The organism is Acidovorax sp. LjRoot66, assembly GCF_964253305.1.
Classification (GTDB): domain Bacteria; phylum Pseudomonadota; class Gammaproteobacteria; order Burkholderiales; family Burkholderiaceae_C; genus Acidovorax.
The window spans coordinates 208,999-223,425 of sequence record NZ_CAXUQU020000002.1; the positions used below are offsets into that span (position 1 = coordinate 208,999).

General features: G+C 57.5%; 16 protein-coding genes. 9 read left to right on the top strand and 7 right to left on the bottom strand.

Going from position 1 to position 14,427, the window contains the following annotated elements; all coding sequences use genetic code 11:
• Positions 1-9: 9 nt before the first annotated feature.
• Together ACSQ3Y_RS33290 and ACSQ3Y_RS33295 are read right to left on the bottom strand one after the other, a co-directional pair.
• Positions 10-600 (bottom strand): flavodoxin family protein, encoded by a 591-nt coding sequence (locus tag ACSQ3Y_RS33290; protein WP_436178352.1) that lies wholly within the window; start codon positions 598-600, stop codon positions 10-12.
• The gene (locus ACSQ3Y_RS33295; protein WP_145698839.1) at positions 597-1,481 is read right to left on the bottom strand and encodes an NmrA/HSCARG family protein; all 885 of its coding nucleotides are present in this window, start codon (positions 1,479-1,481) and stop codon (positions 597-599) included. The genes ACSQ3Y_RS33290 and ACSQ3Y_RS33295 overlap by 4 nt, the downstream gene beginning before the upstream one ends.
• Positions 1,482-1,641: 160 nt before the next feature.
• On the opposite strand from ACSQ3Y_RS33295, the gene ACSQ3Y_RS33300 reads away from it, so the two are divergent.
• The gene (locus ACSQ3Y_RS33300) at positions 1,642-2,553 is read left to right on the top strand and encodes a LysR family transcriptional regulator (RefSeq protein WP_145698838.1); all 912 of its coding nucleotides are present in this window, start codon (positions 1,642-1,644) and stop codon (positions 2,551-2,553) included.
• Positions 2,554-2,661: 108 nt separating this feature from the next.
• Here ACSQ3Y_RS33300 and ACSQ3Y_RS33305 read toward each other — a convergent pair whose 3' ends face one another.
• From ACSQ3Y_RS33305 to ACSQ3Y_RS33315, 3 genes are all read right to left on the bottom strand, one after another.
• Positions 2,662-2,976 (bottom strand): hypothetical protein, encoded by a 315-nt coding sequence (locus tag ACSQ3Y_RS33305; RefSeq protein ID WP_436178353.1) that lies wholly within the window; start codon positions 2,974-2,976, stop codon positions 2,662-2,664.
• Positions 2,977-3,220: 244 nt separating this feature from the next.
• Positions 3,221-3,493 (bottom strand): hypothetical protein, encoded by a 273-nt coding sequence (locus tag ACSQ3Y_RS33310; RefSeq protein ID WP_436178354.1) that lies wholly within the window; start codon positions 3,491-3,493, stop codon positions 3,221-3,223.
• A gap of 257 nt (positions 3,494-3,750) precedes the next feature.
• On the bottom strand, positions 3,751-5,328 hold the full coding sequence (locus ACSQ3Y_RS33315) for a DUF4041 domain-containing protein (protein WP_436178355.1): 1,578 nt from the start codon (positions 5,326-5,328) through the stop codon (positions 3,751-3,753).
• Between the two features lie 246 nt (positions 5,329-5,574).
• Between ACSQ3Y_RS33315 and ACSQ3Y_RS33320 the strand changes: the two genes are divergently transcribed.
• The 3 genes from ACSQ3Y_RS33320 (at position 5,575) to ACSQ3Y_RS33330 (ending at position 7,664) form a co-directional block, all read left to right on the top strand.
• A complete protein-coding gene (locus ACSQ3Y_RS33320; protein WP_436180137.1) occupies positions 5,575-6,666 on the top strand; it encodes an IS630 family transposase in 1,092 nt (363 codons plus the stop codon).
• 218 nt (positions 6,667-6,884) lie between these two features.
• On the top strand, positions 6,885-7,118 hold the full coding sequence (locus tag ACSQ3Y_RS33325) for a hypothetical protein (protein WP_436178356.1): 234 nt from the start codon (positions 6,885-6,887) through the stop codon (positions 7,116-7,118).
• 63 nt (positions 7,119-7,181) lie between these two features.
• The gene (locus ACSQ3Y_RS33330; RefSeq protein WP_436178357.1) at positions 7,182-7,664 is read left to right on the top strand and encodes a hypothetical protein; all 483 of its coding nucleotides are present in this window, start codon (positions 7,182-7,184) and stop codon (positions 7,662-7,664) included.
• Positions 7,665-7,815: 151 nt separating this feature from the next.
• On the opposite strand, the gene ACSQ3Y_RS33335 is transcribed toward ACSQ3Y_RS33330, so the two are convergent.
• Positions 7,816-8,067, bottom strand: coding sequence for a hypothetical protein (locus ACSQ3Y_RS33335; protein ID WP_436180327.1), 252 nt, complete (start codon positions 8,065-8,067; stop codon positions 7,816-7,818).
• A 133-nt stretch (positions 8,068-8,200) separates the two neighbouring features.
• Between ACSQ3Y_RS33335 and ACSQ3Y_RS33340 the strand changes: the two genes are divergently transcribed.
• A complete protein-coding gene (locus tag ACSQ3Y_RS33340) occupies positions 8,201-8,962 on the top strand; it encodes a phytanoyl-CoA dioxygenase family protein (protein WP_436180328.1) in 762 nt (253 codons plus the stop codon).
• Positions 8,963-9,393: 431 nt separating this feature from the next.
• Here the strand turns inward: ACSQ3Y_RS33340 and ACSQ3Y_RS33345 are convergent, their stop codons facing one another.
• Entirely contained in the window at positions 9,394-9,651 is a 258-nt protein-coding gene (locus tag ACSQ3Y_RS33345; RefSeq protein WP_436180329.1) for a hypothetical protein, read from the bottom strand.
• A gap of 1,223 nt (positions 9,652-10,874) precedes the next feature.
• Here ACSQ3Y_RS33345 and ACSQ3Y_RS33350 point away from each other — a divergent pair.
• From ACSQ3Y_RS33350 to ACSQ3Y_RS33365, 4 genes are all read left to right on the top strand, one after another.
• Positions 10,875-11,696 (top strand): hypothetical protein, encoded by an 822-nt coding sequence (locus ACSQ3Y_RS33350; RefSeq protein ID WP_436180330.1) that lies wholly within the window; start codon positions 10,875-10,877, stop codon positions 11,694-11,696.
• A gap of 102 nt (positions 11,697-11,798) precedes the next feature.
• A complete protein-coding gene (locus ACSQ3Y_RS33355) occupies positions 11,799-12,467 on the top strand; it encodes a hypothetical protein (protein ID WP_436180331.1) in 669 nt (222 codons plus the stop codon).
• Between the two features lie 63 nt (positions 12,468-12,530).
• Positions 12,531-13,169 carry a hypothetical protein gene (locus ACSQ3Y_RS33360; RefSeq protein WP_436180332.1) on the top strand — a complete coding sequence of 213 codons (639 nt, stop codon included), beginning with the start codon at positions 12,531-12,533 and terminating at the stop codon, positions 13,167-13,169.
• Between the two features lie 313 nt (positions 13,170-13,482).
• Positions 13,483-14,298, top strand: coding sequence for an NYN domain-containing protein (locus tag ACSQ3Y_RS33365; protein ID WP_436180333.1), 816 nt, complete (start codon positions 13,483-13,485; stop codon positions 14,296-14,298).
• Positions 14,299-14,427 lie beyond the last annotated feature (129 nt).

Sequence of the window (14,427 nt, forward strand, 5' to 3'; positions counted from 1 at the left end):
AGTTACCTGTTACGCCTCGTGAGGCGACGCATTCGAGTAGCGCTTCGCAACGTCCTGAAGCCGTTCACCAAAGCGTCTGGCCGTCTCGATATCACCTTCCAACACTTCGTCAACCGACGCATCGACCGGGGTTGTGGCCATCGCGCCTGAAGATGAACCGACATAATTCAGGTCATTGCGCAGGGCTGCCTTGGTATTGGAGGGCATCATGCCGGTGCCCACCCACAGGCCACTGTGTTGCATGGCAAATGTCATGAAGTACTGCAAGGTGGACAGCTTGTCACCGCTCATGCTTCCGCTGTTGGTGAAGCCTGCGAAGAGTTTGTCTTTCCATTTCTGGGCCATCCACGCGGCGGAAGAGTCATCGGCAAATCGCTTGAACTGCCAACTCGCGCTGCCCATATAAGTGGGTGAGCCCAGCACAATGAGATCCGCGGCAGCCAGTCGCATCCAGGCGGACTCGGGCAGAGTACCTTGCGCATCGATCTCCAGCAATGCGGCTTCTGCGCCCTGGGCAACGGCCTGCGCCAATCGCCGTGTATGGCCGTAACCGGAATGGTAGACAACGACAATGGACGGCAGGGTGTTTTCTGCCTTCATGGGGCAGCCCTCCAGCGCTTAGCCGTTTCCAGCGCATGGTCGCGGTAGCTGCGCAACGGGGCGCCCAGTTCTTGCTGCATACGTTCGACTGCGGCAGCGGAACCCAGCTCGCCATCCAACTGCATGCGCGCCATCATGAGCCGCATGTCATAGGCCATCCACCCGGGTGCAAAGCTCCGAAACTGTGCCTCAAAAGGCCCGATGTCGTCACCCGCGTACAGGATGGTCTTGCCCAGCACATCGCTCCAGACAGCGGCGGCGGTGCGACCCGACAACGCTGTGGGCCCCACGACATCCAACACCTGCGTTGGCAAGGGTTCGCTTGCCGCGTCTCGGCGCAGCAGATGCCGTGCGGCAACCTGCGCCACGTCACGCGCGTCCACCATGGAAATGCCTGCACTGCCGATGGGCATGGGATACACGCCCCGCTCCAGAACACTGGACTGAATCAAGGCATCGTCGTTCTGCATGAAGTAAGCGGGGCGCAGAATGGTCGCGTGCATTCCAAGCTGTTCGATCATGCGTTCAACCGTGTGCTTTCCCGTGAAATGCGGAACATCGGTGAAGCGGTCGCTGTGCATGACAGACAGGTACACGATACGCTCGATACCCGCCTCGCGCGCCAGGTTGAGTGCAATCAGTGCCTGGGTGACTTCGTCTGCGGCCACCGTGTTGAGCAAGAAAAGCGTTCTTGCGCGACCCATGGCCGCGCGCATCGAATCCACATCCTGAAAGTCTCCCTTGACGGCCGTAACGCCGGGTGGAAACTGTCGCTTTTCTGGTGTTCTTGTGAGTGCATGAACGTCTGCGCCTTGCGCGGCTAGCAGCGCCACCACATGGGAGCCGATAAGCCCCGTGCTGCCCGTAACGAGTATGGTCATTTGAGTTGCTTGAAAGTGTGCAATGGTTGTGAATGAAGCGGGTCTGCGGCCAGGCAAGGAAGCGATCCATGTGGGCTTGTTCGACCCGCAACAAGCCCCATTGTTGATGGTTTGACCTTATTCCAATAGACTCGTTGTGTAGACACCGGTGTACCAAAATATGAACAATGAAAACTACTCGATCGACGATCTGCAGTGGTTCATCAAGATCGCGGAGGCGGGCAGCCTCTCACGGGCTTCTCGCCAACTGGATGTTCCGAAATCAACCTTGTCGCGCCGCCTGGCGCGCATGGAGACGGCAGCAGGGGTCAGCCTCGTCAAGCGCAATACCCGAGCCTTCGCATTGACTGATGCAGGCCAACGCCTGCTAGACGGAACAGGTCCACTGATCCATAAACTGAACGCCGTCACCCAGGAGGTTTTTTCTCCGGATCAAACGCCAGGGGGTCGCGTTCGTCTGGCTGCGTCCGCGACCTTTGGCAAAGTCGTGCTGCTGCCGCTGGTGACCGAGTACCTGTTCCAGCACGAACATCTGGAACTCGATGTCAAGCTCAGCAACCGCCACGTCAACATCGTCGAAGAAGGCATTGATCTGGCCGTGCGCATTGGCGAACTTGCCGATTCCAGCCTGAAGGCCCGTGCCATCGGCACCGTGCGCCCAGCGCTGTTTGCAAGCCCCGCCTATGCAAGCCAATACGGGTTGCCTCAGCATCCAGGTGAACTCAGTGCGCACGCCGGCCTTCTGCAGTCGAGGGACGCAGCAGAAATCAAGCTGCATTCGCGAAACAGAACCGCAAAAGGATTTTTGCGTTCACGTTTGGTCATCGGCCCTTCCGACGCCTTGCTTGCGCCTACCTTGGACGGACTCGGAATCGCTGTACTGCCCGAGTTTCAGGCGGCGCCGCTGGTCGCATCGGGGCAATTGGTCAGGGTGCTGGAAGGCTGGCAAATGTCCGCGCTGAAAGTCCAACTGGTCTACCCCCTGCAACGCCATCAATCGCCAACAGTTCGGGCACTGATGGCGTTTCTCGCGGAACAGATCCCCAAAAAGTTGAAGACACTGTCGATCTGAGTTGCCTCGGGTTGTAGACACTTTTTAGCTGCCGAGACCGGGTTTTGGGAGAGCTGCCTGCCTCAAGCAGTCGTTCGTCAAGGTCAGCGGATGGCCGAGAGCAGTTTGTTATAAATTCTCCTGAATGCTCAGCGCCAATTTAATCGTTGGAGTCAACTTAAAAGTTTCTTCCGAATTCGGAAGCTCTTCTACTTTGCTGAATTTTATTTCGGCAATTTCATTTGTACTACGGGAGCATTCAAATATTCGCCGATCTCTTGTGACAATTATTGAATACTCCATTTCATCTTCGCTTTCCGCAAATGCGACAAGCAGTGTTTCCGCCGGATCATAGCCAAGCAGCTCAATGCATAGCCTGACATCAAGCCACTCATTCCTCATTAAATCGGTTAGCTCCTCTATTTCTTGAAGATGGCTGGACATTATTTCCCTCATTTGTATATGGTGGGCTTTCCCTGAAGGCGGCTCCAAAACTTAAAGTTATGTACTCTCAGCTGCACGGCTTCAACTCAAGCCCGTTTCTCCATCCTTCGAGATCGAAGCGGCGAAGTTCAAGCCCCTCTAGAAAATCACCGATTGAAGCAGCTATGAGCACGTATTCAGATGAGCAGCGCGAATAAAATAGATCTTATTATCAGACGTTGGACAAGCATATTGGTTGCCACCGTCATCCTGAGCAGATGACACACCCAGCCAACTTTCCACGATCAATCAGGTGCATCCACTCTGCGCGGAAGCTCAGTACTTCAGCGATATCGCCGTAGCCGGTCGCGGTAAGGAACGCCTCGGCGCTCTCAGGAACTGGCACTTCCCCGCCGGTACCTGGGCTTGGGCGGCGGTACGGCTCAAACTGTTGGAACAACGGATGCAGTCGCCGCAACGTCGTTCGCTGGCCGGTCATCAGACGAACGATAAAGTCATTGATCTGTGTTGTAGCCATGCTCCTCCAATGTCTCCTTCTGGCCGATAGTACGCGCTCGACTTCAAAACACGGTTGAATGCAATCGCTGCTGAGCCGTCATTGGCAATGCTCGGCATTGCAGCCGCAACGACCGCATCACACGTCAGAATGGAAATTGCACAGCACTGGTCGGATAAGGAAGTCGGAAAGCGGGAATCGCGGCCACGCATGATCCGGCAGCGCTCAACGATAGTTGCAGAAATTCGCAGCTTCCGCGAGGCCAAAGGCATGTCGCGTCACTTACCCATCGCTGCTTGCTCAGCGATCTGGATTGCTGGCACAGGCATAGCCAACCGCAAGCTTTCCCGGTACTGCTCTGCTGGAGCCGCATGAACCACTTCCACTACCGCGTCGTAATTGACCCGGATCACGGCCTCGATCTCTTGGAGATCAGCACGGAAAAACTCTTTGCGTCCATTGACCTTGTTCAGTCTGCCGGCTGCGAAATGCGTATGCAGCTTGGCCTCCAATGCCGGGGCATTGTCCGAGAAGACGAGTGCATGCACGTCAAACCGAAAGGGCACTGAGGCGTCACCCAGCTCGTCGACCCGGTCCATGGGCTCCAGTCTTCTCGTCATACCGACCTTGAAGATGCCTTCGCCGAAGGCTCCGATGTTGGAAATGACGTAGACGTAGCCAGCACGTGCGTTCTGCTCGCGGTAGTCCAGCAGCCGCTCCTCATCATCGAGCTTGACGCTCTGGCCTGTGATCTCTTCGATGCGCGTCTGCAGCTCAGCACGCTCTTGAGAGTCAGTCGATGCAGTGAGGCGCAACTGAAGTTTCTGGATGGCGCCGGTGAAATGGCGGCGCTCTTTGTCGATCTTCGCGCGGGCTTCCCGGATCTCTTTCTCAAGCTTTTCCTGCTCGCGCTGGTCCTCGCGGGCTTGGCGGATCGCCTCTTTTTCCTCTTGACGCTTCATCTGGTACTCGTGCGCAAGGTAGAGCTCTTCCAGCTTGCGCTCCAAAACGATGTCTTTCCAGAAAGCGTCGATCGCCTTCACCAAGGTGTTGCATGTGGCGAAGGACCGGCGAATGCGCTCCTCCATCTTGTCCAAATTGCTGAATTTGACGTTGTCAACGCAATAGTCACTCTCGCTGTTGAAGGACCTCAACGCCAGTTTCATCACATCCTTGCGCATCTTCTTCCACTGCGCCTTCGTAAATTCAACAGCGTAGTTGTCGAACGCATCGATCGCGGCGCTCAAGCCCCGAGCAGTGCTCTTTTGGTCTTCCCGGTTTTCGTCCAGTCTCTTTTTGTACTCAGCACTGTTCGTGAACTGGAACTTAGGCTCATAGAGGGCGAATGATTCCAACTGGATTGCATCCTCAGCGCCGAGAATTTGTGCCTGGAGGTTTTGAAGCTGCCGCTGCGCAGCGGCCAGGTCAGCCTCGTGCGAGGCGATCTGAGCGCGAGTGTTGTCGAGAAGGGCTTTTTGTGCAGCGGCCAGCTCCGACTCTTTTTTGGCGTTCTGAGCGCGAGTGTTGATAAGGAGCGCCTGTTCGCTGCGAATTTGATCCTGAACTGCTGCGCGAGTGTTGACGAGGAGGGCCTGCTCGGTGCGAATTTGGTCCTGAACTGCCAGTAAATCGAACAGTCCGAGCGCCTTATTCTGGGCCACAAGCTCATCGTATTTGGCCTGCAGCACCTCATGGTCTTTTTGTGACTGCAGCCGGAGAGCCACAAGCTCATCTTGTTTGGCTTGCAGCACCTCTTGGTCTCTGTGTGACTGCAGCCGGTGCGACTGAAGCTCGGTCTCCAGCCGCGTTGCGGCCGCCCTGTGCTCGGGCCCCTTGAAATAGTCGCTCAATGCCATCGCGCACCTCCCCTTATTTCATTTTTTGTTCTGAACCCGGCCCGTTTCCGCCCGCCTTGCGAGAAGCAATGATGGGCGCACGCGGGTCTGCGTCAAGTGTAGTTTTACAAAGCAGGATACTTCATGTCTGATAGCAAGCAGAGCACTGGACAGGACCGCAAGCTCACCTCAGCTAGTGTGCTGTCCCGCAGATAACTGGCATTAGTCGTGCATACCTTTTCGGTATCTTGCAACGGAGATACCGCAATGAGAACAGGCAGACCCAAGGCCGAGTTGGTGCTGACGGACGAAGAGCGTTTGCAGCTTCAGTCTTTCGCGCGCAGTCGCTCGCTGTCGGCAGCATTGAGCAACCGCGCGCGCCTTGTGCTGGCCAGCGCCGAAGGCGAGGCCAACAACGCAATCGCCGCGCGACTGGGGCTGGCCAAGCAGACGGTGGGCAAGTGGCGCACGCGCTTCATCGAGCGTCGTATCGCCGGCCTGTACGACGACATTCGCCCTGGCCCGGCGCGCACTATCGACGACGAGCGGGTGGCGCACCTGATCAAGACGACGCTGCACACCAAGCCTGCCAACGGCTCGACGCACTGGAGCGTGCGCACAGTGGCCGCTGAAACTGGCATCTCCAAGACCAGCGTGCAGCGCTACTTGCAGCTCTTCGGGCTGCAGCCGCATCGCACCGAGAGCTTCAAGCTGTCCAACGACCCGTTCTTCATCGAGAAGCTGCGCGACGTGGTCGGTCTTTACCTGAGTCCGCCGGACAACGCGCTGGTGATCTGCGTGGACGAGAAAAGCCAATGCCAGGCGCTGGAGCGCACGCAGCCGATGCTGCCCATGGGGTTTGGCTACATCGAAGGGGTCACCCACGACTACAAGCGCCACGGCACGACCACGCTGTTCGCAGCGCTGAATGTGCTCAACGGCGCGGTGCTGGCCGCATGCAAGCCGCGCCACCGGCATCAGGAGTTCCTCGCATTCCTGCGCGAGATCGACAAGGCCGTTCCAGCCCAGCTGGATGTCCACTGCATCGTTGACAACTACGCCACCCACAGCCACCCAAAGATCAAGGCGTGGCTGGCGAGTCGGCCACGCTGGCACATGCACTTCATCCCGACCTACAGCTCATGGCTCAATCAGGTCGAGCGCTTCTTCGCGTTGATCACCGACAAGGCGATCCGCCGCGGCTCCTTCACCAGTGTCAAACAACTCGTGCAGCGCATCGATCAATTCGTCGCAGCCCACAATGTTGACTGCCAGCCTTTCAAGTGGACCGCCACCGCTGATTCGATTCTCGAAAAGCTGCATCGACTTTGCTCACGTATCAGCGGGACAGCACACTAGCCACCCTGGTGGATGGCCTGCCTCCTGACCCTGGAGCATGGTTTTACGAACTCAAACTCGATGGCTACAGTGTCCTGGCGCATATTGAAAGCGGGCTGACTGGATCAAGCTCAAGTGCAGCGACGGGCAGGAGTCAACGGTGCCGAACTTGGTGTCCAGGAACTCCGAAATACGCAGGAGCTTTCGGCATCGAACGTGGTGTCCTCACGATGGTGCCGGTGACGAATCCCTACGCCTATCAGCAGCGCACCCGGCAAGGGGACCGCAACCTCAACCGCAATCTGCGTGTCGGTGCCCAACCTGCCGACTACGAGGACCAGATTGCGAATGTCCTATGCCCCTTGCTGGACGCGCATGACGTGCTGCTCGACCTGCACTCGTTTCACACCCCGGGGCAGCCCTTCACCATGGTCGGCCCCACCAACAACACCGGCACCCTGGAGCCTTTCTAGCATTCGCAGGAAGAGGAGCGTCTGGTCGCGCACCTCGAGCCTCGGCGCGTGGTGGAGGGCTGGATGGATGTGTATGCCCGGGGCGTTCAGCGGCGCCAGCGGGCCCAGCAGTCTGCCAATGCCGCTCTGCTGGACACTGGGTACGGCATCGGCACGTCCGAGTACATGCGCTCGCGTGGCGGCTACGGCGTGACGCTGGAATGCGGACAGCATCGACCCGGAGGCGGTCGCGGTGTGGCCTACCGTGCGATCCGGCAGACACTGGCCGTGCTGGGGTTGACAGCGCTTGCGCTCAAGCCGCCAGCGTCCAAGTTCCAGGTCCTGCGACTTGAGGACGTGGTGGATCGCGAGCATGGCGATGACCGCTTTGCCCAACCGTGGAAAAGCTTCGATCCCGTGGTGGCCGGGCAAGTCATCGGGCTGCGGCACGATGGCCGCGAAGTGAAAGCTCCTGCCGATGGCTTTGTGGTCTTCCCGAATCCGGGGGCGCTGCCTGGCAACGAGTGGTTCTACTTTGCGCAGAAGAGCGCTCGAACGATTGGCTGATCCTTGCCCAAGAAGACTGGGCTCGTGCTCAATTCCAGCCAGGTATCGTCGCGCTGCCCGGCGCCCTTGGGTCTCGTAAGCGGGTTATCAACATTCGATGGGCCGCGGGGAGTTTTCCACAGGGTAGAGGAAAACTTGCTGCTTTTAAGCTTCACACAGAACACCCCAAGGCGCTCTTTGTCGGTGAGCTGATAGTCCAAGATTGGTTTAGCTGATCAGATTCATCGGTGCGCGCAGCCTGCAGGGCCGAACGGTAGTTCGCATCGGTCCAGACCTTGGTCACCACATCTATCGGTAGATTGCTGGGCGCAGTCGCGGCGCCGGTACCCACGGCCGACACGCCGGTTCCCACAGAGGCCACAAGGGTGGCCAGAAGCATCGAAACACCAACTTTTGTTTTCATGGTGCTTTCAAATAAAGATCGTAACGAGATTGATGCGCATTTGCGTTGCATCAACTGCAGTGTCGGAAAGCTTCGATACGATGCGAATCGCCCAAAGGTCGGGTTGTTGTTACGGCTTGTAAGGAGGGCCTTAATGTTCGAGAAGGATGCGTATGAAGCGAACGGTTTTGCCGTCACGGGATCTGCGTTCAGCGCCAAGGCGCTGGGTGTCATGGGCGCAGAGTTGCGGCGCGTTCTTGACTTGACGAGCGACATGAAAGAGTCCGAACTGCAGGCGGACTTCGTGTTCGAGAAGGACTTGTCGGACGCGGGACGGAACGGTGTGGGGGCCGCGAACGTCGGAGACGCCGTCTTCATTGCCGGCAACCTGGCGCGGTATTCCTCCCTGTTCGGCGATTTGTTCAACGACTCCAGCATCGGCGCGGCCCGGCATGCGCTCGGAACGGACGAACTGGTCGCCCACCTCATCAACGCGACCATCAAGCACCCAGGATGGGGAAGGCGCATCAGTTGGCATCGCGATTTTCCGAACCAGTACCTCTCCGCCAAGACGTCCCGCCAACTGCGCATCATGGTGTGCCTGGACGGGATGAAAGAAGAGGGCGGTGCGACACGCTTTGTTCCGGGCTCGCACCTGATCACGGATGAGGCCGCCATCGCAGAGCAGGCGTCGGCGATACGACCGAGCTTGGACGAAAGGTCGGGCGTTTGTGCGGAATGTGCGCCTGGCTCGCTCGTGTTGATACACCCTAAGGTGTTGCACGCGAGCCCTGTCAATACATTGGACAGGGCGCGCCGCAACATCGTGATGCAGATAGGTGTAGCCGGTGAGGAACTCCGGGGAACCCACGAGTACGTCACGGGAGCGCGCCTTGCTTGGAACAGCCTGAGTTGAACCAAATGTCGCACGCAATGGTTGCTGATGACTGCAGTGTCTGCTCCGCTTCGCGATCGGGCGTTCCCTTTGCTAGCTGGAAATGCGCTGGCGCGGCGGATCCGTGGCTTCAATCTCTTTCACGATCACGTGCAGCTATCCTTTCCCGATGATCGAGAGATCGGCGACGCGCCTGATCGCCGTGGCCTTCGACAGCGGCGACGGCGTGCTGGAGTCGAGGCTGCATCGCGGGCTCCTTTGCGCGCCCCTGCGGAAAGCGTCATCAAAGGTTCCTGGGTCGAGACGGTTTTGGAGTCCTGTCGAGCCCGCAACTCGCCACGCCATGCCCCAAAGCGCGTGTTCCCCCGCACTGGCGCAGACCGGCAGCGTGGTCACAGTGTAGGCGTGCTATCGCCTGTATTTTCAATGCTGCGGCGCTCTCACAATCGCGTTTAGCAGCCCTTGCAGGCGATCGTGAGGTCGGCCGTTCGCTCGACGGTGGCCGCATCCGGCCGCACCGGAGCCGTGCTGTCGGACAGGATGCACATCGATGCACCCTTGCGCGCCTGGATCGCCGGCGTGACCACGGGGCAGGGACCGTCCAGGTGCCCCTGAAGGCGGTGGTCGCAAATTGCCAGAAGATCCTGGCAACTGCTCGATCTGAAGGTGCGCAATTGCGCTTGACGGCGGATGCGGACCGTCGACGGCAAGAGTTCAATGAGGCAAAGCCCCAGGCCGAACGCGCGCGCCTGGATGAGCGCGTCCAGGCTCAGGAGCGCCGGCTGAACGCGGAAGTGTATCGGGCGCGCCAGGATTCAAATCGCCTAGCGCTTCAGTCGGAGAGTCAGAGCCGAAAATCCGCAAAGTCCTCGTCTGATTCGCTGGAGAGAGTTCGAGTTCCATGTAGGCACCCTGCAGGCGGAGAAGGCAGGTCTAAGTCAAAGACCTGCAAGCCGCCCGGGACGAGGAAAGATCCGCTCAGGCAAAGTTTGACGAGCGCAGCAATGACATGGTCGCTGTCTCAACGAACTGCGAGATCGATTGCCGCCGAGCCAAACCCGTAATGCTGTATCGCCTACTGCAAAGAACCGGAAAACAAGGAGCTAGCACGATCAGCCAGCTACCGTGGCGCAGACGATAGGCTGCTGCTTCGCACCATATGCGGGCTGCGCAGCCGAGAGGCTCACACCATCCGAACGCCAAGGCTTTATGCATACTCCATGCAGTCACGCAAGCGACCGCCCTTATTGCAGGAGCCAGCTTCGAGTGCTGATTTGGGAGGTATGTTGGTTACCAGACGAACAAGCGGAAGTCATGTTGGTTAGCGTGCGAAGAATCGGAAAAGAAGTTGGAGAACTTCATATCGGCAGAAAAGTTGCTGAGGAGACGGTCAGATCGCTGGCAAACCGCCTTGCTGAGCGGCGTTTCTTCCGTTTGACTGAACAAGTTCTCTGCCGTCGAACAGCTGACGGGGCGCTAGCCCGCTATTAGCGGAGCAGCACAAAAATCGTCGGTGTATCGCGAGGTGCCACCGTTTCGCTGCATGTTCCGCGCGGAACATTACGACCCATGAGCGGTCTCGGCACTAGATACGATCGTTCTTATGTTAACTAGTTAGCTAATTAACTAAATATCATATCTGGTTCGTTCTCAGATTTCAAGTGTCCGTCGGTGGCAACTTCGCAAGCCTCTTAGGTTCCAGCGTCCCAGGCGAGCCTGCTGACTGCTGAGCGATCGCCGAATAGCTGAGTGCCACAGCCTTCGGCTACATGTGGCTGAAATGCCAGGCCCAACAAGGCGCCGAGACCACCCGCCCCCAATGAACTCCGCTTTCCGACGCTACGGGAATAGCCCATTCAGGTCTACCGCAGTGCGTCAAGCAAAGCTATGCTCTGCGTTACAAGATCTCACATCCAATCCACATCCAGCGGCCATGACCCAGCACAGCAAGTCGATTCGACCGGTCGACCATGAGAACGGCAGCGTTTTCACCTTCTCGCGGATGTTCGGTACACATGGCCCACACCTCATCGACGGCAAACGTCTTGACCAGCTCACCGGCGTGGATCTCCTTCTTGATTCGAGCACTTCAGTGGTGTCCCAGACCAGCTACGCTACGACAACATCGAATGCGACTGGTGTCCTCGGCCGAGCGGTTGTAGGCGGATTAGTGGCTGGCGGCGTCGGTGCGTTAGTCGGCGGCACTACAGGAGCAAAAACGACAACGTCTGCAGGATCTTCTGTCGAATCTATAAACACGCAGCTCACTGTCAAGCTAACGTTCGAGGCGGGACAAACCATACACGCCGTGGTAACTGACTTGGCTGCTTACCACTGGCTACTCAGCTTTCCAGGCAAGCCCCCCGCCACAAGCGAGGAGCTGGAAATCGCCAAGGCCCAATCTGTCGTCACAGGCGCCGCCAAAGTGCTGGATGAAAGGGCTGAGCGCTACCTCCCCAACGCCACGTTCCAAGGGTCGAGCGCGATGTTGCCCATTGGGGTTACTGGTTTGGTACTCGTGGCGATATACATGCTTGCATTTCCGTCAGGGATATTTTGGTTCGTAGCATTTTTGATAATTGCATTCATTTCCTGTGTTCTGGTGAGTGCGATGATTGAGAGCGGAGATGAAAAGAGGCGTGCAGCTTTCAACGCCGATAGAGCAAGGCATAAAGAGCATATTATTGCAGAGCTCACCAGGGGGCGTTCTCCAGGCGCTCCAGGTTACGCCGAGTTCACACCCGACCGTCCTTAATGAGAGCAAATTAGGGATGATGTTTCCCTTTCTACGAGTTGTGCAATCTGACACTTGCACCTCTCGAAAAGTATCCATAAGCAAGTTGCTAAGCCCCTTTTCATGAAGTTTTCCATCAGATTTGAAGCCCCTCACAAGCGGATAGTTAGCGCACCAATGCTTGTTCTTCCACTGCTCGCGTTAACAGCGTGTCAAACGCCGCTCGAGCGGGATGAGCGCCAGAAGGCAGCTGTATGTAAGCGCCAAGTCGAGTGGGCAATGCAGAAGATTGCCGCCCACGGCCACGACAAGCCGTCTCTGTTCGTCGACTCTTATGAGGCGGCTGTACACGCGTCACGTGTTCCGCTTCACCAACGCTATGTGTCAGTAGTTAGCGATCTCGCCGCCGCTCTGGCGGAGCCACCCACACGACTTCCAGAGGCACGCGGCCATATCGCCAACAAAGAGCTGTGCAACTCAGCAGGTGATGTTGCAATTGACAACCCTACTCACCCTGACATTCGTTTGTGGGAAAGTAAGAAGAGCGCGGAACGTGCGACTGCCGTGCAGGCTTTGCGAACGACTGCTCTTGAAAAATGGGATTCGACCATTCGGGACGACGCTCAGCAGCGGCTGAGCGAACTTATGCAGGCCTCTACGTCAATTAAAACTACCAATAGCAATGGAGTGAAGGTCGATCAATTTATTCTGAAAAGAGGTGGCGTCATTTCCTGCACGACCACCGTCCCGGATAATTCAGCCCCTGTATTCAAATGCGATGGAAAGCTTTGAGATCAACGCCGCTGTAGTTTCGTTTGAAAATTGGAATATGGTTTACTTGATTAAAAACTAAAGATGCTGAAATTTTCCTCATTGATTCTACTGGCACCATTGAGCTTCGTGTTGTCGTCCTGTTCAGATAGTGCATCCATTGAGGCCCCTGCCGCAGCTGCGGCAAACAAGTCCTTCGTGGACAAACCTATTGCGTTGAAGGATCTCGTGATTGGCACGAACATCTCAAAGATAAAGAATGCCAAAAAGATTTCAGGGCAAACCTACATGTTCGACATGGAATACTATGGGGGAAAGCGAACTTTCATGGCGTCTGTCAACGACAAGGGCGATGTGTTTAACTTTAAGACCAACGTCGATGGCTCCTTTAACTCCCTGCAATCTGCGCTAGAAGAAAAGCTCACCGCTGACAATGACAAACCAGTTGCCTTCGACTGCAAGTCGAACACGTTCAAGCCGGACAGTAGCGCCGATATCAGTATCAAAACCTGTAAGGTGGCTGGTCCTTCGGAGTCTTTGAAGATCGAGGAAATGCGCATGCAGCCCACCGCCAAAGTTGCTGGCCTGAATCAGCTGCCGACGGTCGTACTTTCGGTTGAACTAGAAGGCACCCAGCTCGCGGCCGATGTGAACGCGGCACAAGAAAAAGCGAAGGGTGATGCCAGGCGTTCGCAAGACACCGCAAGGAAACAAGACCTTTAGGGCGATTTCGCACACCCGAAGGTCAACGAGGGCTGTTTTGCCGACGCGTGACTAGCTTTGCTGCTGTTTCCGCCGATACCTTGTCAGCTTGCCAACCGGGAAGTCTGTAGCTAGCTTTCCAACATTTGTTCGACACCTCGCCAAGATTACTGCGGCTTGTACGACAGCTCGCTACCTTTATTCCCGGTTATGCGACTGGGCCCCAATTTGCCTGCAGTCCCTCATGTCCAGCCCTCACTTGGTCGGGCACGGCGGACCTAGCAGGAGGGTGCAGTAGAGGTTCCGTGATAGCACTACCTAGACGCTAACCACCATGATCCATCAGAACCGAAACCCCGTGAGGCACGAGGCAGACAACCACTCCATGCGCTTGGCGGTACTGATCGACGCCGACAATGCCCAGGCTGCCGTCATCGAGAGCCTGCTCACGGAGGTGGCCGGCCTTGGCGAGGCGGTCGTAAAGCGGATCTACGGCGACTTCACCTCCCCGCACAGCGCTGCCTGGAAGAAAGTGCTGCAGCGCCACGCGATCAAGCCGGTGCAACAGTTCGCATACACCACCGGGAAAAACGCCACCGACAGCACGCTGATCATTGACGCGATGGATCTGCTGTATACGCGCAGTTTCGATGGCTTCTGCCTGGTGACTAGCGACAGCGACTTCACCGGCCTGGCCATGCGCATCAGGGAAGAAGGCCTGCAGGTGATCGGTTTTGGTGAGAGCAAGACACCGGAGGCCTTCCGGAACGCCTGCCACCGCTTCGTGCTGACCGAGATCCTGCGGCCCGGCAATGACCTGGTACCGCCGGCTGCGGCCGCGGAGAGCGAGGCCCCGTCCGTGCCCGCCACCAAGCCCATCGTGGTCGACCAGGTCGTGCCAAAGCCCGAGGTGCCCAAGCAATTCCTCCTGACTGCCCTTGAGCAGACCAGCGACGACGCTGGATGGGCTCACCTGGGCGCTTTTGGGGGATATCTTTCGAAACTGCAGCCGGACTTCGACTCGCGCCTGTATGGTTTCAAGAAGCTCTCCGATTTGGTCCGATCCATGAGCGACGTTCTCGAGCTGGAGGATCGTCCACCGTCGGGCCCCGGGCTCAAGCAGCTCTACGTCAGAGCCAAACGCGGGTAACGGCGCCCTGGCCTGGCATACCTGGCGCCCCTGTTCGGGGTGCCTTCTGCCGGCGCCAGTGAAGGTGATCGTGCTGCTCCGCTAGTACCTTTGATGGCGGTGTCGGCGGCAGCAGCCGCCGTCGGGACA